Source organism: Luteibacter pinisoli (assembly GCF_006385595.1).
In the GTDB taxonomy this organism is placed as follows: Bacteria; Pseudomonadota; Gammaproteobacteria; order Xanthomonadales; family Rhodanobacteraceae; genus Luteibacter; species Luteibacter pinisoli.
Genome location: NZ_CP041046.1, coordinates 2,456,585 through 2,478,142, shown reverse-complemented (window position 1 = coordinate 2,478,142; position 21,558 = coordinate 2,456,585). Strand labels below are relative to the sequence as shown.

Below are 21,558 nucleotides of genomic sequence, written 5' to 3'. Positions count from 1 at the left end.
ACCGACTGTCCGAAAACGGACGGTTCGCCACCCCGAAACCGCGCTACGAAGCCATTTCCGTCTTGGCACGCCCCGTGCTCTAGCCATGGCATGGACATCGCCAAAGCCTCCGCGCCCATCCTCCGACGCCCCCGATTGTGGTGGCTGGCCGGGGGTGCCTTCGCCCTGGTGGCCGTCGTCGGGGCCTCCCTGGCCCTGGGCAAAGCCACGCCCACGGTCATCCGTTCCGACGTCTGGATCGGTACCGCCCAGCTCGGCGACATGAAGCGCGAGATCCGCGCCAACGGCACGCTTGTGCCCCGGCAAATCCGCTGGATCACGGCCGGCGCGGCCGCGACCGTGCAGCAGGTGGTCGTCGAGCCCGGGGCACGCGTGCAGACCGGCACCCTGATCCTGCAGCTGGTGAATCCCGAGCTGCAGGCCAGCTTCGCCAAGCAGAAGGCGGCGCTCGCCGGTGCCGAGGCCGCCGTCACTGCCCAGAAAGCCCTCCTGCACTCCCAGCTGCTCGACGCGCAGGCCATCCAGACCCAGGCCCAGTCCGACCTGCTCACCGCCGACATCAAGCGCATCGCCAACGAGCGCGCCTTCGCCAAGGGCGCCTCCGCCGAAATCGAAGTCAGGCAAAGCCAGATCACCGTCGAGCAGGACCAGAAGCGCCTCGCCATCCAGCGCCAGCGCGTCGGCGCCATCCAGGCCAACATTGAAGCGCAGGTGCGCGCGGAAGAAGCCAAGCGCGACGAAGCCGCCAGCGCCCTGGAGATCGCCCGCCAGCAGGTCGAATCGCTGAGCGTCCGCGCCGGCATTGACGGCATCCTGCAGCAGGTGGACGTCGAGCCCGGCCAGCAGATCGCCTCCGGCGCCAAGCTCGCGCGCGTCGCCCGCCCCGACGACCTCATCGCGCGCCTGCAGGTGCCCGAAGCCCTCGCCAGCGAAGTGGCGCTCGATCTCCCCGTCGAGGTCGACACCCGCAACGGCAAGGTCACCGGACGCCTCATCCGCGTCGATCCCTCCGTACGCAATGGCAGCGTCACCGTCGACGTCGCCTTCGACAGCGCGCTGCCTGCCGGTGCGCGTCCCGAGCTATCCGTCGAAGGTCGCGTCGTGCTTGGCACGCTCGCCAACGTCGTCAACGTAGGCCGCCCGCACGCCACGGGACCCAACGCCACCGGATCCCTGTTCGTCATCCACCCCGGCGACAACGAGGCCCACCGCGTGCCGGTGCGCTACGGCGCGATGTCGAGCGACCGCGCCGCGGTGCTCGAAGGCCTGCACGCCGGTGACCAGGCCATCCTTTCCGATACCAGCCAGTGGACCGGCTATGACACCCTACGACTTCGCTGACATGGAGAGCGACCGCATGAACCCTGCCGACACCGCGAATGAACGCGCGCCCCTGATCCGCCTGGATGGCCTGGGCAAGGTGTTCCACACCGATGAGGTCGAGACCCACGCGCTCTCCGGCGTCTCGCTCGACATCCACGCCGGGGACTTCGTCGCCATTACCGGGCCCTCCGGCTGCGGCAAGTCCACGCTGCTGTCGATGCTCGGCCTGCTGGATTCACCCAGCACGGGGCGCTTCCTCCTCGATGGCGCCGATGTCGCCGGCCTCGACCTGCGCAGCCAGGCGCGCGTGCGCAACGCCAAGATCGGCTTCATCTTCCAGGCCTTCAACCTTATCGCTGACCTGACGGTGGAAGAAAACATCGCGTTGCCGCTGACCTTCCGCGACGACTATCGACGCGACGTGGCCCAGCGCCGCGTCCGCGAGGTGCTCGACCAGGTGGGGATGAGCCACCGTCATCGCCACTACCCGGGCCAGCTCTCCGGCGGCCAGCAGCAGCGCGTCGCGGTGGCGCGTGCCCTGGTCGGTGGGCCGCGCATCCTGCTCGCCGACGAACCCTCCGGCAACCTCGATTCGCGTAACGGCGAAGCAGTGATGCAGCTGCTCGAAGAGCTCAACCGCAATGGCGCCACGCTGTGCATGGTCACCCATGATCCGGCGTTTGCCCGCCGGGCCCACCGGATCGTGCACATGCTCGATGGCTGCATCGTCGACGAAGACACCTTCGACCGCCTGCGCAATGAAGAAGACAGGGACATGCCGCTGCTGCGCGAGGTCCTGCCATGATGCCGGCGTCGGTGGTTCTCACCGAACTGCGCCAGTCGTGGCGTGGCCTGTTCCGGCGGCCGGCCTTTCTGCTGCTGGCGGTGTTCACGCTCTCGCTGGGCGTGGCCACGATCACCGGCATGTTCGCACTGCTCGACCAGGCGCTGCTGAAGCCATTGCCGTTTCCGAATGCGGATCGGCTGGTGACGATGGGTACCTATCTGGACGCCAACGAGAACGCCGCCGCACCGGGCTATTACGCCCCGCTGCGCGCGATGTCGTCGATCGAATCCGCTGGCATGGTCAACGGCGGCAACGTCAACGTGAACATCGCGCCGGGCGGCCGCCCGGAAGTGGCCCGGGCCACCAGTGCGGACCGCGGCTTCTTCGAGACCCTGGGCTTGCCCATGGCGCTGGGGCGTAACTTCGACGAGGCGGAGAATCGCCCCAACGGCCCGGGCGCCGTGATTCTCACCCACGCCTTCTGGCGCTCGCGCTTCAACGCGGACCCGTCGGTGGTGGGGCAGACCCTTGAGGTAGAAGGCAAGGGCATGCAGATCGTTGGCGTGCTGCCGAAGGAGTTCCAGTGGCCCGTGCCGCTGGACCTGCTGCTGACGATGCAGCCGGACATGGCGTCGCAGAACCTGTCCACCAACCAGATGGTGATCGGGCGCATGCGGCCGGGCGCCACGCTGGCCGGTACGTCGGCGGAGACGGCGAGCACCCTGACCGCGCTGGTGCTGGCCTCGGCGGACAACATGGCGAAGGCCAGCGAGGCCCTGCGCCTGGAACCGCCGCGCGCGTTGCCCTTGCTCAGCAGTGCGTACGTGGGGGACACCGGGAAGACGCTTTGGCTCTTCGTCGGTGCGGCCTCGTGCGTGCTGTTGATCGCCGTGATCAATCTGGCCAGCCTGATCCTGCTGCGTTCGCTGACGCGTACGCATGCGAGCGCCGTGCGTGCCGCACTGGGTTCGTCGACGGGCCGGCTGAGCCTGCCCGCGTTTGGCGAAGGCCTGCTGATCGGCCTGCTGGGCGCGGCGTTTGGCCTGCTGCTGGCGTGGCTGGGGCTGCGGCTGATGGGTGACATCGTGCCGCCGGAATGGCTGCGCGGTGAACATGTCGCGCTGACCGGCACCAGCGTGGTCTTCGCCCTGCTTGCCGGCCTGGTCGCCGCCGTGGGCGCCACGGTGCTTGCCGTACTGCGTGGCCGTCGCCGCGAGTGGCGGCGCGAGCTGGTCGGCGGCGGACGCAGCGGGATCAGTCGCGAAGACGGCCGCACCGGGCGCGCGCTCGTGGTGGCCCAGGTAGCGGTCGCCGTGGTGCTGCTGGTGGGCGCGGCGCTGTTTACCCGCACGTTGCATGCGCTGGAGTCCGTGCCGATGGGCTTCAGCAGCCGTAACGTCACGACGTTCACGCTCTCGCCGGTGAAGGACCGCTACGTGACCGTCGCCGACGCGTCAGGGCTCACCCGCAAGGTGCTGGAGCGCCTGCAGCGATTGCCACAGGCCGAGGCAGCGGGTGCCTCAAGCAACCTGCCCACGGGCTCGCAGCTCAACTGGCCCATCGTGCTGCCGAACGGCTCCGAGGTAGGTGTTCAGTACCGCATGAGCAGCCCAGGCTTCCTCGAGACCGTGGGCGTGCCGCTGCTGACGGGGCGCCTGTTTACCGATGCGGATAACGCGGGCAGCGACGCGGTATGTGTCGTGAGCGTCTCCTTTGCCCGCAAGTATTTGGGCGAGGACGATCCGCTGGGCCGCACGGTGATGCTGCGGCTCGCGGACGATAAGCAGCTGCCGATGCGCGTGGTCGGCGTGGTCGGCGATGTCCGCCAGCGCGGACCCGCCGTGAACGCACCGCCGATCCTCTACACGCCGCTGGGGCAGGTGCCGGAAGGGATCTGGGCGATCATGCGCGAGTTTGGCCCGCTGAGCTTTGCGGTGCGGCTGCATCCGGGCATGGGGTTGGACGACGGCGCGTTGCGCGATGCCATCAACGAAGTGGCACCGGGCCAGCCCATCTCCGACGTGCAGACCCTGGCGACGGTGGTGGCGTCGACCACCAGCGCGCAGCGCCTCAACCTGTTGCTCGTGGGCCTGTTCGCCGGGCTGGCCTTGCTGCTGGCATCGGTGGGGCTGTACGCGGTGATGTCCGTGGCGGTGGCGGCGCACCGGCATGACTATGGCGTGCGTGCGGCGCTCGGCGCGACACGTGGGCGCCTGTTGATGACGGTGGTGCGCTCCGCGGCCATCCAGGTGGGGCTGGGGCTGGCGATCGGGCTGGCGATGGCGATGGTGTTGTCGCGCGTGCTGACCAGCTTCCTCTTCGGCATCCAGGCGCTGGACCCGTTGGCGATCGGTTCGGTGTTGCTCGTGCTCGGCCTGTCGGGCCTGCTGGCGAGCCTGCCGCCGGCGTGGCGCGCGGCGCATGTGCGGCCGATGCAAGCCCTGCGCATCGACTAAACTGGCGCCCATGGCCGATCCCTCCCAATCCGGCGCCTCGTTGCCGCACGTTCTCGTGGTCGATGACCAGGAGGCCGTGCGCGACGCGGTACGCCTCTTGTTGAAGCACTCCGGCTACCGGTTTAGCGAAGCGGCCACGCCTTCGGATGCGCTCGCGATGGTGGCCGGCGACGACTTCGCCGCCGTGCTCGTGGACATGAATTTCCGCCAGGACACGACCTCGGGCGAGGAGGGGCTGGCGTTGATCCGTGAGCTCACCGCGCGTAAACCGGAGCTGCCGGTGATCGCGATGACCGGCTGGGCGAGCATCGAGCTGGCTGTGGAAGCGATGCGCGAAGGGGCGGTGGATTTCATCGAGAAGCCCTGGCAGAACGCACGCCTGCTGAGCGTGCTGGCGTCGCGCATCGAACTGCGCCGGCAGGAACGCGACGTGCGCCACCTGAGCGATGCGCAGGCGCTGCTGCTGGATGACGGCGACAGCTTTATCGCGGAATCCCCGGCGATGCGCCGGCTGATGGACGACGTCGCGCGCATTGCCATGAGCGATGCGGCGGTGTTGCTGCTGGGCGAGAACGGCACGGGCAAGAGCGTGCTGGCGAAGCGCCTTCATCGCCTCTCGGGCCGCCGGGCACGACCCTTCGTGAAAGTGGATATCGGCGGCCTGGCACCCACGCTGTTCGAGGCGGAGCTGTTCGGCCACGTCAAAGGAGCCTATACCGACGCGCGGCAGGACCGCGCCGGCCGCTTCGAGACGGCGGACGGCGGCACGCTGTTCCTGGATGAGATCGGCAACCTGCCGCTGGAGCAACAGCCCAAGCTGCTGCGGGTGCTGGAGGACGGGGAATTCGAGCGGCTGGGTGCGTCGCGCACGCGGCGGGTGGACGTGCGCGTGGTGGCAGCCACCAACGCCGACCTGGATGCGGAAGTGGATGCCGGGCGCTTCCGTGAGGACCTGCTTTACCGCCTCAGCGTGTTTCCCATGCGCCTGCCGCCGCTACGCGAGCGCCGCGAGGACATCATCCCGCTGGCCCGCTATTACCTCGCCGAGGCCAGCCGTCGCTACCGCCGGGATCCGCCCGTGCTCGGCAGCGCCGTGGAGAGTGCTTTGCTGGACCACGCGTGGCCGGGCAACGTGCGTGAGCTGTCGCATGCGATGGAGCGTGCGGCGCTGCTCGGCGGCGATCACGTCAGCGCGGCAGACCTGCGTCTGCGCAAGTCATCGAAACCCCGCGGCGTCGAGGAGATGACCCTCGACGATGCCGAGGCGATGCTGCTGCGTGTGGCGCTGGAACGCCACGACGGCAACCTCATGCGCGCCGCGGAGCATCTCGGCATCACGCGGCAAGGGCTGTACCGACGATTGGAGAAACACGGGCTCCAGCGTGATGAAGCGGAGTAGGGCGGCAACGAGCGGACTGCTCGTCGCATTGCCTGCACTGCTGGCCCTGGGCGGCATGCTGCTGGTTGGCGTGCCGTCGCTCGCGGAGGCGATCGCGCTGTTCGTGCTGGTGGTGTTTCTCACCGTCGTGGCGTGGCGTGTCGCCGGTGGCCGGCCGAGCCGCATGCAGACCGTGGCCAACCTGCTGGAGGCCCTGCGCGAAGGGGATTACGGCGTGCGTGCCTCGGGCACCGAACGCCAGGACGACTTTGGTGACATCGCGCGCCGCTTCAACGAACTGGCCGCGCGGCTGCAGGATGAGCAACGCGGGCTGCAGGAATCGCTGCAGCTGTTGAGCAAGACGCTGGCCGCGCTGGATGGCGCCGTGTTCGCCTTCGAGCGCGATGGCCGACTGCGCCTGGTCAACCCGGCGGGCGAGCGTTTGCTCGGGCGCCAGGCGTCGGAGGTGCTCGGCATGGACGCCCATGCGCTCGGGCTGTCCGGCCTGTTCGACGTGCCTTCCGGCGATATCGTCCCTTACGAATTTGCCGGCCAGGCCGGCCGCTGGCAGGTAGGCCACGCCGCGCTGCGCAGCCGCAGCCAGGAAGGGCGCCTCCTCGTCGTCCAGCCCATGGAGCGTGCACTACGTGAGGAGGAGGCCCAGGCCTTCCGTCGCCTGCTGCGCGTACTCAGCCACGAGATCACCAACTCCATGACGCCGATCGGCTCCATGGTGGAAACGCTGCACGGCCTGCTCCCCGACGCCGGCCAGCCACTCGGCCCCGAACTCGACGCCGACCTTCGCCATGGCCTGGAAGTGATCGGCCAGCGCAGCGCCGCCCTGCAACGTTTTATCAGCCACTACGCGCGGCTCGCGCGCCTGCCATCACCGAACGTAGCCGTTGTGGATGTGGCAGCGTTCTGCGAACGCGTCGTGCGGTTGTTCGACGACGCGCGCATCCGCATCGAGCCGGGTGAATCGCTAAGCCTGCAAGGCGACCGCGATCAGCTCGAGCAGGTGCTGATCAATCTCCTGCGCAACGCCGTCGAAGCTGGCGGCGACGACGAGGTGCTGCTCGGCTGGCGTCGCGCCGGCACCCGCGTGCTGGTCGAAGTAAGCGATCTCGGCCCCGGCCTGCCACCCAGCGGCAACCTCTTCGTTCCGTTCTTCACAACGAAGGCCAACGGCGCAGGCATCGGCCTGGCGCTATCCCGCCAAATCGTCGAAGCACAGGACGGAACGTTGGAGTTGTTTGCGCGGGAAGGTTCGCGCGGTGCGGTGGCGCGTGTGAGCTTACCGGTGTCCGCGCGCTAGTCCGTTGCGTGGCGCGGCGTATCTCCAGCGCTGATCACTTTACATGCGTAACCTCAGACCGTAACCTTCCGCGCAGGTTGGTGCTGGCTTCCAATGGGCGTGCCTACGACCCAGCACAGAGACCTGTTTTTCTTTGCCCCGCTTTTGCGGGGTTTTTTATGTCGACGGATTGGGGGCGGCGTCGGATTCAAACACTACCGGAACCCGCACATGTGCGGCCACCGGCTTCCCCCGCACCATCGGCGGGTTGAAGTGCCACTTCTCCACGGCCACGATCGCTCGCGCGTCGATGTCTTTAGATCCCGACGACGTTACGACGGCCGTGTGGGTCGCGTGCCCGGAGGTGTCGACATCGACGTCGACCAGCACCGTGTTGCGTACGACCGACGCCGCGTCGACGGTAGAGGCCGCGCTTAATCCAAGGAGTGCGATCGCAAGTTTCCACGTCATCGGTTGGCTCCGGTCGATAGGCGAGGGATTGTAGCTTGACGATACGCAACCTTCATCGGCGCGGTGCCACCGTCAGCCTGGGGCTTCATACGGCAGGACTGACGTGGGCCATATGGCATGACGAGGCGCGACAGCGGAGCGGGAGGCAGCATCCGGGTGGGTTGCGCGGGCTGGGCGCTGCCGGCGAGTGTCGCCGGATCGTTCCCTTCGGACGGCACCCATCTCGAACGCTACGCGCAGGTGTTCTCCTGCGTGGAAATCAATTCGTCGTTCTATCGGTCGCATCAGCCGAAGACGTATGTCCGCTGGAAGAGCAGCGTCCCGGACGCGTTCCGCTTCAGCGTGAAAATGCCACGCACCATTACCCACGAAAGCCGACTCGAGAAGTGCGAGTCGCTCGTGCGAGCGTTCGTGCAGGAGACAGCTGGACTTGAAGAGAAACTCGGGTGCGTTCTGGTGCAACTTCCGCCCAGCCTTGCCCTCGATACCAACATCGCCACTGACTTCTTCGAGATGCTCCGGAGAAGCACGCCTGTTCCACTGGCGTGCGAGCCCCGCCACGCTTCGTGGTTCACGCCGGAGGGCGCCGCCGTTCTGGGCGACACTGGTGTCTCGTGCGTATGGGCCGATCCGCCGCCCGTCGCAGGCGTCGAGCCGCCCATCGACCGGGGCATGCTCTACCTCCGCCTGCACGGGTCACCGCAGGTCTATTACTCGGCGTACGACGACACATTCATCGAACGTGTCGCCGGGACGATGCGAGAGGCCCGCGATCAGGGCAGGGTGGCGTGGTGCATCTTCGATAACACCGCGCGCGGAGAGGCCATTCCGAATGCCCTGGCCCTGGCGAAGCTCACTGCCACTTAAGCGCCAGATCCCGCACCCGCTCGCATTCACTCCTGTCTTTCTGATCGCCATCGCTCTATTTGCGGTGCCTTGCATAGACATCGTCGGCTTCTGTTGAGCCTTGCTTTGCGTAAGCGGCCAGGCTCGGATGCTCCTTGAGCCGCTGGTCCAGCCACGCGGCCACCTTGTCCAGCTCGTTGGCGGCGAGATGGCAAACGATCTGGTTCATGCGAAGCAGGTAGCCGGCATCCTTGGCGGCCTGTTCCTGCGAATCCCCACACGCGGCGACGGCACTGGTCGCGATAAGCACAGCGAAGACGCGTTTCATGTTGGATCCCTGTTAGCTGGCGTGGAGGGGTGCCATGAGACGTGTTGTAACGCCCAACGGCACGGGGCTAGCTTACCCGTTCCCTCCCGCTCGCTGGATTTGCGCATGGCCCCGACGTTCGTAAAAACTTGCCTTTTTCTGGCGGTAGCGGCCTTGGTGCCGGTGGCGAGCGCGGCGCCGGCCGATCCGCCCAAGGCCGAAGACGCCAGCGCGGCAAGCCAGTACAAGAACCTCGGCCTGACCAAGGACCCGACCGCCGCGCAGGCCGGCAGCTACAAGCTCGACCCGCACCACACCTCGGTGATGGCGAAGCTCGCCCACATGGACCTGTCACGGTACACGCTGCGCTTCGATGAGATCAGTGGCAGCTTCGATTACACGCCCACCAGCAGCACCGCGTCGAACCTTTCGATCACGATCAATCCGGCATCCATCAGCACGGGCGATTCGACGTTCGACAAGCGCATTGCCACGCGGTATCTGGAAGTCGACAAGTTCCCGACGATCCATTTCACGGCGGACTCGGTGAAGATCGTGGGCGGCCACGCCACGGTGTCGGGCACCCTGGAATTTCACGGCATCAAGAAGCCGCTGGTGCTGAACACGACCTACCGTGGGTCTGCGCAGTCGCGCATGGGCTTCTCGGCGGAAGCGTCGTTCAAGCGCTCGGACTTCGGCGTGAGCCAGTGGATACCGCTTGAAGCGGATGAGGTCGACGTCATGATTGAAACCGAGTTCGTAAAGCAGTGAGATAGCGGGACCAGGTGATCAGGAGAGACGGCCATGGCCGGTGATGACAAACCCAGGGCGCGGCAAGAGGGCCCGACGGATGGTGAGCCCGGTTCCCTCGACAACGGGGGGAAAAGCCCCACGAGCGGGTCCGAACGCGAGAGGGCCCGCCGGGAAAAGGAAGCCACCAAAGGTGCCGATGTGGCGATGATTCGCCGCAAACGACTCCGCTCGGGACAGTAGTTCTGCACCTGCTCTTCACATCTGCGGGCAGGCGGTTGAGAGGCGCAACTGCTAGAATTGGTGCATTGCATCAAATTGCGTTCCCATGCCCAAACAGAAAACCCGCATCGTCGACCTGGCCTCCGCCGCTCGCGTCAGCCCGGCCACCGTCGACCGGGTGCTCAATGGGCGGGGTGGCGTCAGCGAGCGGGCCCAGTCGCTGGTGCTGGAAGCCGCCAAGCGGCTGAAGATCAACCGGGTGATCGAAACCCCGCCGGCGCGCTGGCTCAACGTGCCGATCCTGATGCAGTCGCCGACCATCCACTTCTATAAGGAGCTGGCCCGGCGATTCGGCGACCACGAGATGGCCATGCACCAGCTCAAGGTGCGCTGTGCCGTGCACACCTTCGATAGCATCATTCCGGCGAATATCGCCGAGCAGATCGAAGCCCTGGCCCGGCATGCCGATGCGCTGGTGCTCACGACGCACGATCATCCCGTCGTGCGCGATGCCGTCCGTCGGGTGGCATCGCGCTGCCCGGTGGTGACGCTGGCGTCCGACATCGCCGACAGCGGGCGCCTGGCTTACGTGGGTACCGATACCGAGGCGGCCGGCCGTCTGGCCGGCGAGTTGATGGGCCGGTTCCTCGGGCCGCAAGGCGGGCCCATCCTGCTGATCAAGGGCTACCACCACTTCCGCAGCCACGAGCAACGCGAGCGTGGCTTCACCCAGGTGCTGCGCCAGTCGTTCCCCAACGTGCGCATCATCGCCCGGGGTGACAGTCGCGAAGACCCGGGCAGCACCGCCGACATCACCCGTGATGTCCTGCGCGCCGTGCCCGGTTTGCGTGGCATCTACAACACGTCCGTGGGCGATGAAGGCGTCGCGGATGTGCTGGTTGCCGAGACCAAGCCACATGACGTTATCTTCATCGGGCACGACTTGACGGACAGCAATCGCCGTTTGCTGGAGCTCGGCCACATGGATGCCGTGCTCGACCAGAACCTCGCCGCCCAGGCCGCGCGGGCGCTACAGCACGTCCTGGCGCGCTTTGGCCGTGCCGCCACGCCGTCGCCGATGCTGCAGCCGACCAGCATCGTCATGCGCGAAAACCTGCCCGACGTGGCTTGAGGTAAAACCATCAATCTGAAGGATTGACGGTTTTACCTCAGAACGGCTGTTCATACTTCGAAGGCTCTTCCGCTTCTCAGCCGTCGCAAAAGGAAGCCCCATCCATGTCCAACCCTCCTGTTGCCCAGGCGGCGGGTGGCGACGCTTTGCCTGAAAATCCGGCACGCCGTCGCGTTCTCCTCTCCGCTGGCCTGATGGCCGCCGCCGCAGCCCTGCTTCCCTGGGCTCGCATGGCTTACGCCGATGCCCCCGCCCAGGCCAGCCCCGCCGACCTCGATGCGTTCCTCGGGCTCGGCGAGCGCCTGACCGGCCGCGCGCACCTGCCGCCCGACATCTCCGCCCGCCTGTTTGCCGCGCTCGCGCAGGGCAACCGCGCGTTCGGCGCCAGCGTCACCCGCCTGGTCAGGGCGATGGACATCGCCGGCGTCGACGACATGCGTGCCTTCAAGGGCTCGGCGGTGGATAGGAACCCCGAGCTCAAGGCCCTCGCCGTGAGCATCGTCAGTGGCTGGTACCTCGGCTATACCGGCACGCCGGAAGGCCTGGTGGTGAAGGACGACACGCAGTTCATCACCTACACCGGGGCGCTCATGTTCGAACCGACCCGCGATGTCACCGTGATTCCCACGTACGCCCGTGCAGGTACGGATCACTGGGCCGTTGCGCCCGCCAGCATCGCGACCGACTGAGCCGCGCAAGGACACCACCATGACTACCTCCTACGACGCCGACGTTGTCGTCATCGGCTCGGGCGCGCTCGGCAGCAACGCCGCGTATGAACTGGCCAAACAGGGCCGCTCGGTCATCCTGCTGGAAGCCGGTTCGCGCATCCCGCGCTGGAAGATCCTCGAGAACTTCCGCACCTCCTCGCGCAAGGCCAACTTCAACGACCCGTACCCCAACGAGCCGTGGGCACACACCTCGTACGACCCCGAGTACCTGGAAAACACGGGCTCCTTCAACTTCCGCCCGGGCATGCTGAAGCTGGTGGGCGGCACGACGTGGCACTGGGCGGCCGCCTGCTGGCGTTACCTGCCCAACGACATGAAGCTGAAGACGCTGTACGGCGTGGGCCGCGACTGGCCGATCGACTACGACACGCTGGAACCGTATTACCAGCGCGCCGAGGAAGCCCTGGGCGTGGCGGGCAACGGTGATGAGGACCAGAGCGGGCAGGGTGGCAAGGCCTGGCCGCCGCGGTCGCAGCCGTATCCGCTGCCGCCGGACGCCACCACCTACATGAACCAGCAGCTGGTGAAGCGCCTGGCGCCGGAGGGCTTTCACTACATCCACGAGCCGAACGGCCGCGTCACCCGCCCGTACGATGGCCGCCCCGCCTGTTGCGGCAACAACAACTGCATGCCGGTGTGCCCGATCGGCGCGATGTACAGCGGCGACATGCACGCGACGCACGCCGAGAACGCCGGCGCGAAGCTGATCACCGAAGCGACGGCTTATAAGCTGGAGAAGGGCGCGGGCAACAAGATCGTTGCCGTGCATTACCGCAAGCCGGACGGCAGCGACGTGCGCCTCACGGCCCGCTACTTCGTGGTCGCCGCGCACGGCCTGGAAACGCCCAAGCTGCTGCTGATGTCCGACGTGGCGAATTCGTCCGACCAGGTGGGCCGCAACCTGATGGACCACACCGGCATCGGCCTGCTGATGATCGGTGACGAACCGCTGTGGCCCGGACGCGGCGCCGTGCAGCAGGGCGGCATCTTCAACTGGCGTGACGGTGATTTCCGCAAGCAGCACTCCGCGGTGAAACACTCCATGTCCAACGCCGTGCCCAACCGCACGATTACCGAGCGCCTGCTGAAGCAGGGCGTGATCGGGCCCGAGCTGGATGAAGGCATCCGCCACGACGCCGCGCGCTGGATCGACGTGGGCACCGTGTTCGAGATGCTGCCGAGCCCGACCAACCGGGTCACCCCGAGCGACAAGAAGGATGCCCTCGGTATTCCGATGCTGCGGGTGAACTACGACGTGGATGACTACGTGAAGGCTGGCAAGGAAGTGGCGAAGAAGGATTACGCCCGCTTCGCGAAGATCTTCAATGCCCAAATCGTCGAAGACGAATCCGGCTGGCAGAACCGCGACCACATCATGGGTAGCGTGATCATGGGCAGCGATCCGAAGGACTCGGTGGTGAATGGCGACTGCCGCACCCACGACCACGACAACCTGTTCCTGGCCACCACCGGGGTGATCCCGGCTTCGGGTGTGATCAACCCCACGCTCACCGGCGTGGCGCTGTCGATCCGCATTGCCGACACGATCAACAAGGAAATCTGATGCGAGCCAACCTCACGTCACGCTGGCTGGGCCGGGCGGCGATGCTGCTGGTGGGGGCTGCCGCCTGCAGCGCCCACGCGCAGGACAGCGACCTGATCGCCCGTGGCAAGGTCGTGGCCACGGCCGGCGATTGTGCCGCGTGCCACACCTCCGCGCCTGCGCATCCGTACGCGGGCGGCCGCGCCATCGGCTCGCCGATGGGCAACATCTACGCGTCCAACATCACCCCGTTCAACGGCCACGGCATCGGCGGTTACACCGAGCAGCAATTCGCCGACGCCCTGCGCAAGGGCGTCAACGCGAAGGGGCAGCACCTTTACCCCGCCATGCCTTACACCGCGTACGCGGGCATCTCGGATGAGGACATGCATGCGCTGTATGCGTACTTCATGCAGGGCGTGAAGGCCGATGACAACGTCGTGCCGGAGACGAAGCTGCCGTTCCCCTACAGCATGCGCTGGACGATGGCGGCCTGGAATCTCCTGTACCTCGGCGATGGTCTCCACCCCGCGGACGCCACGGACGACGCCCGCGTCAACCGGGGCCATTACCTGGTCGACACGCTCGGCCACTGCAGTTCCTGCCATTCCCCGCGTACGTTCCTGATGGCGGAAGACAGCCACGCCTACCTGGCCGGTGCGAAGATCGACGGCTGGATGGCGCCGAATATCACCTCAGACCCGGTCAGCGGCATTGGCGCGTGGTCCGAGGATGAGATCGCGGCCTACCTGAAGACCGGCCATGTGAAGGGCAAGGGTCAGGCCGGTGGCGGCATGGCCGAAGCGGTGGAGCAGAGCCTCAGCCATTTGTCCGATGACGACGTGCACGCGATGGCCGCATACCTGAAGACGGTGAAGCCGATCCGGGATCCGGCCGATACGAAGGCTGCCTTCGAGTACGCGGGGGCGAGTGCGATTCCCGCGCTCGGCGTGCGCGAACCGGTGCGGCCCGATGGCGCGGTGGACCCGGAAGCGCTGCGCGTGGCTACCACCACCGATGGCGCCACCCGGTACGCCGGCGCCTGCGCAAGCTGCCACCAGCCGGACGGCGGCGGTACGCAGAACCAGTATTTCCCGTCGCTGAGCCACAATCGCGCGGTGGGCATGTCCGCCCCCGATAACCTGGTGATGGCCATCCTCCTCGGCATCGACCGCAAGGGCGCCGACGCCCACGTGGCCATGCCGGCCTTCGGCCGCGACCTCACCGACGAGCAGGTAGCCGCTGTCGCAACCTACGTGGAGCAGCATTTCGGAAACCCGGACGTCCACGTCACCGCGGACATCGTCGCCGGCATCCGCTCAGGCGGCCCAAAGCCACTGCTTCTCCGGCTCACGCCGTACCTGATGCTGGGTGGCGTGGTGCTGGCGGCGCTGGTGCTTTGGCTTATCGTGGTACTGATTCGGCGGCGCAAGCGAGCCGCGTGATGGCTTGGCAGTCCGTGGTCGTGACCTACTTTCCCTGGATGGCGTTTATGGCATCGGCTGCCACGGCGTGGCCAGATAGACGTAGAAGGAAAGCAGTGAACGACCACGTGGCAGCTAAAAGCAACGCGAGCATGGTGCATGCGAAGTAGAAGAACTGAATCTTCGTGGGAAACCGGCTGAGTTTCTCAGTCATCGCGTCCAGCTTTGCTGTGATGGTTTGCTGGAATTCGTCCAGCCGACCATTCATGCTCGTCAGCTTCGTATCGACGATCGTGCGGAAATCGTCGATCTTCGTATTCATGCTTTCGAGTCGCGTATCCATGCCGTCGAGCCGCGAGTCCATGCTATCGAGCCTGGCGTTCACGGTGGTCTCAAGGCTGACGAACTTCGCCGTCATGACCTCCCGGGACGCTTCTGCCTTTGCATCCATGACATCCAGTTTCGCATTCACGCCGGTGAGCTCCACCCGCATGTCGCGAAACCCGAGCTCTAATGTGGTGATCCGAGATTCCATAGTCCTATCATCGTGTGCGCTCACCGCGGCGGCAAGCCGAAGCTCGGGCCCGCGGTAGGATCTTTGTTGAGTGGTGTCTTGCGTTCTTGCAGCCATCATCCCTCCCTGTACTACGTCTGGCGCAGCAAACACATGCTATTCCAGCGTTTCGAGAGACGTGCCCGCGTCCTTCTGTAAGCGTTGCCTTACAGGTCGACGCCGAGCACTCGTGCCAGATATTTCGCAGTCACGCTCCCGGCCGCCGTTGCGACCTCGCGCGGCGGCCCGCTTGCCACGATGCGCCCGCCGTTGCCACCCGCGCCCGGGCCGACATCGATCACCCAGTCGCTACCCGCGACCACGCGCATCTCGTGCTCGATGACGATCACCGTATTGCCGGCATCGACGAGACCCTGCAGCTGGGCGACGAGCTTGTCGACATCCGCCGGATGCAGCCCGGTGGTCGGTTCGTCGAGTACGTACAGCGTGCTTCCGCGTTGCGGGCGTTGCAGTTCGGTGGCCAGCTTGATGCGCTGGGCTTCGCCACCGGAGAGTTCGGTGGCCGGCTGGCCGAGCCGGAGATAGCCCAGGCCGATATCGCGGAGCAGCTGTAGCGGCTTCAGGATGGCCGGTTCATCGGCGAAGAACGCGCAGGCTTCCTCGACGGTAAGACGAAGCACCTCGGCGATGTTCTTTTCGTTCCACTGCACCTTCAGGGTGGCCTCGTTGTAGCGGGCGCCGTGGCAGGTGGGGCAGGGGGCGAAGACGCTGGGCATGAACAGCAGTTCGACACTGACGAAGCCTTCGCCTTCGCAGGTGTCGCAACGGCCCTTGGGCAGGTTGAAGGAGAAGCGGCCTGCATCAAATTTCTTCGCCTTCGCGCTTTTTGTTGCGGCAAAGAGCTTGCGGACGTGGTCGAACAGGCCGGTATACGTCGCGAGGTTGGAGCGAGGTGTACGCCCGATCGGCTTCTGGTCGACCTGGACCAGGCGCTTGATGGCGTCCGCACCGGACTGGATGCGGCCGCCGGTCCGGATGACGACGCCCGGGCCGGGCTCGTCCGTCTCTTCGGGGAGCGCGGCAAGGTCCTGCCCAAGGTGCTCGCCGAGCAGCTCAACCAGCGCCTGGCTCACCAGGCTCGATTTCCCCGAGCCGGACACGCCGGTGACGGCGGTGAATACGCCGAGCGGAAAATCGACGTCGAGGTGGTCCAGGTTGTTTCGGGTGATGCCGCGCAACGCCAGTAAGCCATTGGGTTTGCGCGGCTCGCGAACGTCAATGCGATCGTGCCCAAACAGGTAGCGCGCCGTGTGGGAGGCCTTGACCGCCTTCAAGCCGGCAGGCGGGCCGCTGTAAAGCACCTGGCCACCGCGCTCGCCGGCGTCAGGGCCGACATCGACCAGCCAATCAGCGCGCCGCATCATGTCGAGATCGTGCTCGACCACGAAGATCGAGTTGCCTGCTTCCTTGAGCTGGACGAGCGCGGACATGAGCGCTTCACCATCAGCGGGGTGCAATCCTGCCGAGGGTTCATCGAGCACGTACACGACGCCGAAGAGGTTGGAACGAATCTGCGTGGCCAGGCGCAAGCGCTGCAGTTCACCCGGTGACAGCGTCGGGCTGGCCCGATCCATCGACAAGTAACCCAGGCCGAGGTTACGCAAGGTGGCCAGCCGCGCCAGGAGGTCTTGGGCGATGCGCTGGGCAGCGATGCGCTTCTCTTCCGAAAGGTTTGGCGTGCGCCGGACGTCGGAAGAACCTTCATGCGACAAGCCGCCTTCCGCCACGCGGCGCGCCATGTCCTTCTTGCCGTCGGCACGTGACCGCGTGCCCTTGCGGCCGCTCGCCGAACCGTCGTCGAAGCGTCCTTCCGCCACCGGCATCAGCACATCCGCCATGTCGTCGAACGACAACGCCGACAACGCGCCAATATCGAGCCCGGCAAACGTCACGGAGAGCGACTCCTTCTTCAGTCGCTTGCCGTGGCAGACCGGGCATACGCTGCCGATCATGTAACGCGAGACGCGCTTTTTCATCAACGCGCTTTGCGTCGTCGCGAAGGTGTGCAGCACATAGCGGCGCGCGCCCATGTAGGTACCCATGTAGCTGGGCTCCGTCTTGCGCTTCAGCGCCGCACGTGTCTCGGCCGGCGTGAACCCGGTATACACCGGCGCCACCGGCTGCTCCTCCGTGAAGAGGATCCACTCGCGCTGCTTCTTCGGCAGGTCACGCCAGGGGATGTCCACGTCGTAGCCGAGGGTGACGAGGATGTCGCGCAGGTTCTGCCCGTGCCAGGCGGGCGGCCACGACGCGATGGCGCGCTCGCGGATGCTCAGCGAGGGGTCCGGCACCATCGACTGCTCGGTGACCTCGTACACGTGCCCGAGGCCATGGCAGTGCGGGCAGGCGCCTTGCGGCGTGTTCGGGGAGAAGTCCTCGGCGAACAGCATGGGCTGGTTCGCGGGATAGCTGCCGGCGCGCGAGTAGAGCATGCGTACGAGGCTGGAAAGGGTGGTGACGCTGCCCACCGACGAGCGCGCACCGGGGGTGCCGCGCTGCTGCTGCAGGGCCACCGCGGGCGGCAGGCCCTCGATATCGTCGACATCCGGCACGCCCACCTGGTCGATCAGGCGCCGGGCGTACGGGGCCACGGACTCGAGGTAGCGGCGCTGGGCCTCGGCATACAGCGTGCCGAAGGCGAGCGATGACTTCCCGGAGCCGGAAATGCCCGAAAACACCACCAGGGCGTCTCGCGGAATGACGACATCCACGTTCTTGAGGTTGTGTTCGCGCGCGCCGCGGACGCTGACACAGTGGTCCGGGGTGGCCGTGGGGCGGTTCGGGGGCGTCTTCTTCATACCCGAAGTATCCCACGCAAAAAAAACGCCACCAGAGGCCTGGTGGCGAGGGGAGCTTTGCTTACCCCCGTCCTAGGGGAAATTGTTCTGAAGTTCGGTCCGGCGCCCAGGCTAGGGCGCCGGCCGGGACATGGCTGGATCAGAAGTCGTACGTGGCCGTCAGGCGAGCGTAGCGCGGCTGCTGGAAGTACTGGCCAAGACCGTAGTTGTTGAGCACGGTCTGCGGCAGCGCTTCGTACGTCGCGTAGCTGTTGAGCGGCTTGCGCTCGTTGGTGACGTTGAACACGCTGACCGCGAAGGCAAGCTTGTTCTCGAAGTACGACGGACGGTAGGTGACAGCCAGGTCCAGCTGACGGAACCAGGCGTTACGCTTGTCGCCCGGGTGCGACGGCTGGCCGTTGCAGTTGTGGTACGACGAGCCGTAGCCGATCGGATCCGGATCCGCCTCGCCATCTTCGAAGCCCAGGCAGGACTTCGGCGAGCCGGAGGCCAGGCGCAGGTTGCCCGAGAGCAGCCATTCGTCGGTGAGCTGGTAAGCGCCGTACGCCTTGATCTGGTGCGTGCGGTCGTTGGCCAGCAGGCCGTTGGCGTAGCGCATCAGCTCAGCCGAATCCCAGTCCTGCGTCTTCGAGATATCGGACTGGCCGATGTCGGACTTGGTCTGGCCTTCGGTGTTGCCGTAGGCGCGCGAGAACGTGTAGTCGAGGCGACCCTGCCACTTACCATCGAACGGATGCTCGAGGTACATGTCCAGTGCGTAGTAGGCGCGCTTGGCCTTCTGCGAGAAGCCCCAGTCTTCCTGGTTCATCTTCACTTCGGTGCGGCCGCTGCCGTCGACATTTTCCAGGCTGAACGTGTTGGTCGAACCCGGGTTGAAGATGATGCAGCCAGGCACCACCACCGAATCCGGATCCAGGCCTTCGCGGGTCATCTTGTCGCCGATCTTGCCGGTGTCGCAGACGTCATCGATGGCGGTACGCAGCTTGCGCACGGTCACCTTGGCGCCGGTGATCCAGTCGGAGCCGAGCTGCTTGTCGAAACCGAAGATGGCTTCATCCTGGTACTGCGACTTCAGGTCACGCGCGGCGACGGCCTGGGCGTCGATCGGCTGGCCGAACTCGCCGTCCGGCGACACCTTGCCGCCGATCTGGGTCAGGCCGGTCGGGCGACCGTTGGCGTCGATACCGGTGTAGTTGAAGTACTCGTAGGTGTACGTGGACGGCGAGGCGCCACGGACAGCGACGTTGTTGGGCAGGGCGAGGTAGTAACGGCCGAGGTTACCGTAGACCTTCAGGCTGGAATCGCCGAAGACGTCCCACGAGGCGCCGAGGCGCGGAGCCCACTGTGCCTGGTTGTTGACGTACGGCTTGTTCTTGTCGTTGAAGTTCTTGAAGCCGTCGTTACGCACGCCGATGCTCAGCATGACCTTGTCGGAGATCTGCCAGCGGTCTTCGAGGTACTGTGCGCGCTGGTCGAGCGACATGTTGGTGACGCTGGTGAACACCACGCGACGAGCGTAGTAGCCGTCGCCACCCGGTGCGCCGATGCCCTGGCCCACGCTGATCGGGTTACCCGGATTGGCCGAGTGGAAGTAGCGCCAGTAGTAGCCCGGGCCGCTGGTCGAGGTACCTTCTTCGATACCCTTGTAATGCATGTTGTCGATACCACCGGCGAGGTGGTGATCGCCGAGCTGCCATTCGAGATCGAGGCGCAGGCCGTGCGTACGGCTGCCGGCGTTCGGATCCTGGCTGGTGTTCGAGGCGTTGAGGTTGGTGATCTGGTTGCCACCGTTGAGCGCCGGGTTCTGCAGGTTCGGGCTCATGATGTACGGCTGCTGGTCGATGTTCGGGGTCGGGTTTGACAGGTAGTCGGTGGTCCAGCCCTTCGCATACGTAGCCGACAGCGTGATGTCATCGGTGATGTACGAGGTGTACTTGGCGATGGCGTACTTCGAGGTGATCTTCGACGTATCGGCGTTGGCGCCCGTGAGGCCGGTGCCGCTGCGCGTGTCGTAGTCGTAGCCGGTGTAGTAACCGCGCTGCTCGTCCGTCGAATGGATGCCGGTCAGCTCGAGGATGTTGGAATCGTTGATGTTCCAGTCGAGCTTGGCGTAGATCTTCGGCAGGTTGTACGTGTAGTGGTTCGTGGCCACCGGGTTGGATTCGACGTTCGACGTGCTGTCGCCCTCGGACTTTTCAGCCTCGGCCGCCAGGAAGAAGAACAGCTTGTCCTTGATCAGCGGGCCGCCGACATACGCGCTGTACGTCTGGGTCCACTTGGTGTTGTCTTCGCCGGAGCGATAGATCGTGCCGACCTTGTCGGCCTGCTGGTAGCCGTAGCCGGCCGGCAGGGCGCGGTTACCGTAGTACACGCTACCCGGGTTGGAGGCGGCGAACTTCGGCTCCCACAGCACCTGTGCACCGAAGTGCCAGTCGTTGGTGCCGCGCTTGCCGACCTGCGAGATCACGCCGCCATCCGAGCGGCCGTACTTGGCGGAGTAACCGCCCGTATAGACTTCCTGCTGGTCGATCGCGCCGTACGGCAGGCCAACGCCGCCGAGCGCCTTGTACGGATCGGTCGTGTTGTAGCCGTTGATGTAGTACGCGTTTTCCGACGCGCCCGAACCACCGAAGGAGACCGTGCGGAAGCGGCCGTTGCCGAGCGTGCTGCTACCCGGGACAGCGCCGGGAGCGAGCAGGGCGATGGCTTCGGCGTTACGGCCGAGCGGCAGGCGTGCCAGCGTTTCGGAGGTGACGACGGTGCGCGAGTCGACCTGCGAGGTATCGATGGCCGGCAGGCTGTTCGCGGTGACGGTCACCTGCGAGAGGTCCTGGGCGGACGCGGCGGTGGCGGCTGCGGCGGCGAACGAGACGTCCGTGCTGCCACCGACCTTGATGGAGACGTTCTTGCGCGAATCGACGACGGCACCGTCTTTCTTCGCGTTGACCGTGTAGCTGCCCAGCGGCAGGTTGTTGATGTTGTAGTGGCCCTGGGTATCGACCGGCACTTCGCGGGTCAGACCGTTGGAGCCGCTCACCTGGACGGTGGTGACGCTGCCCGGCTCAACCGAACCGGCGATGGCACCGGTGGTGGACTGCGCGTAGGCGCCGCCCGTGAGTCCCAGACCCGTCGCCAAGGCAAGCGCGAGCGTCGACCGGCGCAGCATGTGCGCCCGTACGTTGTTGCTGAACTGCATTGTGTCTCCCCGGATGGCCTTGCGGCCGCAATATGCGGACAAAATGCCCGCACAAAATTTGACAATCTGGTGCAAACGTTGCACCAACATCGCATGAAAGCAGCGCTACCCTCGCCACCTCTTTCCGACGTTAAGATTGCGTCTGTAATGGTGTCTATACGGTTTTTTCCTATAGACGGACCGCAAGAAATTGAGAAATTTCGTAAGGTGATGAAAGTTCTTAGGAATTTTTCTGTAACACGGCTGTGACACTTACGAAATTTCTTTGCGGCCGATGGCCGAATTTGCGATTTCGGGGCCTCGAGGGAATAAAAACGCGCCGTGGA

The 21,558-nt window shown here is 65.8% G+C and carries 16 protein-coding genes; 11 read left to right on the top strand and 5 right to left on the bottom strand.

What is annotated here, in order from left to right; genetic code table 11:
• The first annotated feature begins 90 nt into the window (after nt 1–90).
• Genes FIV34_RS11220 through FIV34_RS11200 form a run of 5 tightly spaced genes read left to right on the top strand, consistent with a single transcriptional unit; the run spans nt 91 to nt 7,259 of the window.
• A complete protein-coding gene (locus FIV34_RS11220; protein ID WP_139982739.1) occupies nt 91–1,341 on the top strand; it encodes an efflux RND transporter periplasmic adaptor subunit in 1,251 nt (416 codons plus the stop codon).
• Between the two features lie 16 nt (nt 1,342–1,357).
• Entirely contained in the window at nt 1,358–2,128 is a 771-nt protein-coding gene (locus tag FIV34_RS11215) for an ABC transporter ATP-binding protein (protein ID WP_139982737.1), read from the top strand.
• Entirely contained in the window at nt 2,125–4,566 is a 2,442-nt protein-coding gene (locus FIV34_RS11210) for an ADOP family duplicated permease (RefSeq protein WP_139982735.1), read from the top strand. The genes FIV34_RS11215 and FIV34_RS11210 overlap by 4 nt, the downstream gene beginning before the upstream one ends.
• Nucleotides 4,567–4,576: 10 nt before the next feature.
• Entirely contained in the window at nt 4,577–5,965 is a 1,389-nt protein-coding gene (locus tag FIV34_RS11205) for a sigma-54-dependent transcriptional regulator (protein WP_139982733.1), read from the top strand.
• A complete protein-coding gene (locus tag FIV34_RS11200; protein ID WP_139982731.1) occupies nt 5,952–7,259 on the top strand; it encodes a sensor histidine kinase in 1,308 nt (435 codons plus the stop codon). The genes FIV34_RS11205 and FIV34_RS11200 overlap by 14 nt, the downstream gene beginning before the upstream one ends.
• A gap of 156 nt (nt 7,260–7,415) precedes the next feature.
• On the opposite strand, the gene FIV34_RS11195 is transcribed toward FIV34_RS11200, so the two are convergent.
• The gene (locus FIV34_RS11195) at nt 7,416–7,709 is read right to left on the bottom strand and encodes an energy transducer TonB (RefSeq protein ID WP_139982729.1); all 294 of its coding nucleotides are present in this window, start codon (nt 7,707–7,709) and stop codon (nt 7,416–7,418) included.
• 117 nt (nt 7,710–7,826) lie between these two features.
• Here FIV34_RS11195 and FIV34_RS11190 point away from each other — a divergent pair, with 117 nt between their 5' ends.
• On the top strand, nt 7,827–8,576 hold the full coding sequence (locus FIV34_RS11190) for a DUF72 domain-containing protein (RefSeq protein ID WP_139982727.1): 750 nt from the start codon (nt 7,827–7,829) through the stop codon (nt 8,574–8,576).
• A 55-nt stretch (nt 8,577–8,631) separates the two neighbouring features.
• Here the strand turns inward: FIV34_RS11190 and FIV34_RS20970 are convergent, their stop codons facing one another.
• Entirely contained in the window at nt 8,632–8,883 is a 252-nt protein-coding gene (locus FIV34_RS20970; protein ID WP_170207592.1) for a hypothetical protein, read from the bottom strand.
• 105 nt (nt 8,884–8,988) lie between these two features.
• Here FIV34_RS20970 and FIV34_RS11185 point away from each other — a divergent pair, with 105 nt between their 5' ends.
• The 5 genes from FIV34_RS11185 to FIV34_RS11165 all read left to right on the top strand — a co-directional run bounded on the left by FIV34_RS11185 (nt 8,989) and on the right by FIV34_RS11165 (nt 14,685).
• Nucleotides 8,989–9,633, top strand: coding sequence for a YceI family protein (locus tag FIV34_RS11185; protein ID WP_170207591.1), 645 nt, complete (start codon nt 8,989–8,991; stop codon nt 9,631–9,633).
• Between the two features lie 307 nt (nt 9,634–9,940).
• Nucleotides 9,941–10,966 carry a LacI family DNA-binding transcriptional regulator gene (locus FIV34_RS11180; RefSeq protein ID WP_139982723.1) on the top strand — a complete coding sequence of 342 codons (1,026 nt, stop codon included), beginning with the start codon at nt 9,941–9,943 and terminating at the stop codon, nt 10,964–10,966.
• A gap of 104 nt (nt 10,967–11,070) precedes the next feature.
• Complete coding sequence (locus FIV34_RS11175) at nt 11,071–11,655, top strand: sugar dehydrogenase complex small subunit (RefSeq protein ID WP_139982721.1); 585 nt, start codon at nt 11,071–11,073, stop codon at nt 11,653–11,655.
• 19 nt (nt 11,656–11,674) lie between these two features.
• Nucleotides 11,675–13,261, top strand: coding sequence for a GMC family oxidoreductase (locus FIV34_RS11170; protein ID WP_139982719.1), 1,587 nt, complete (start codon nt 11,675–11,677; stop codon nt 13,259–13,261).
• Complete coding sequence (locus FIV34_RS11165) at nt 13,261–14,685, top strand: cytochrome c (protein ID WP_139982717.1); 1,425 nt, start codon at nt 13,261–13,263, stop codon at nt 14,683–14,685. Before FIV34_RS11170 ends, FIV34_RS11165 begins: the two co-directional genes overlap by 1 nt.
• 25 nt (nt 14,686–14,710) lie before the next feature.
• Here FIV34_RS11165 and FIV34_RS11160 read toward each other — a convergent pair whose 3' ends face one another.
• The 3 genes from FIV34_RS11160 to FIV34_RS11150 all read right to left on the bottom strand — a co-directional run bounded on the left by FIV34_RS11160 (nt 14,711) and on the right by FIV34_RS11150 (nt 21,232).
• A complete protein-coding gene (locus FIV34_RS11160; protein ID WP_139982715.1) occupies nt 14,711–15,199 on the bottom strand; it encodes a hypothetical protein in 489 nt (162 codons plus the stop codon).
• Nucleotides 15,200–15,384: 185 nt separating this feature from the next.
• On the bottom strand, nt 15,385–18,036 hold the full coding sequence (locus FIV34_RS11155) for an excinuclease ABC subunit UvrA (protein WP_139982713.1): 2,652 nt from the start codon (nt 18,034–18,036) through the stop codon (nt 15,385–15,387).
• A 139-nt stretch (nt 18,037–18,175) separates the two neighbouring features.
• Nucleotides 18,176–21,232 (bottom strand): TonB-dependent receptor, encoded by a 3,057-nt coding sequence (locus tag FIV34_RS11150; protein WP_139982711.1) that lies wholly within the window; start codon nt 21,230–21,232, stop codon nt 18,176–18,178.
• Between the last annotated feature and the right edge of the window lie 326 nt (nt 21,233–21,558).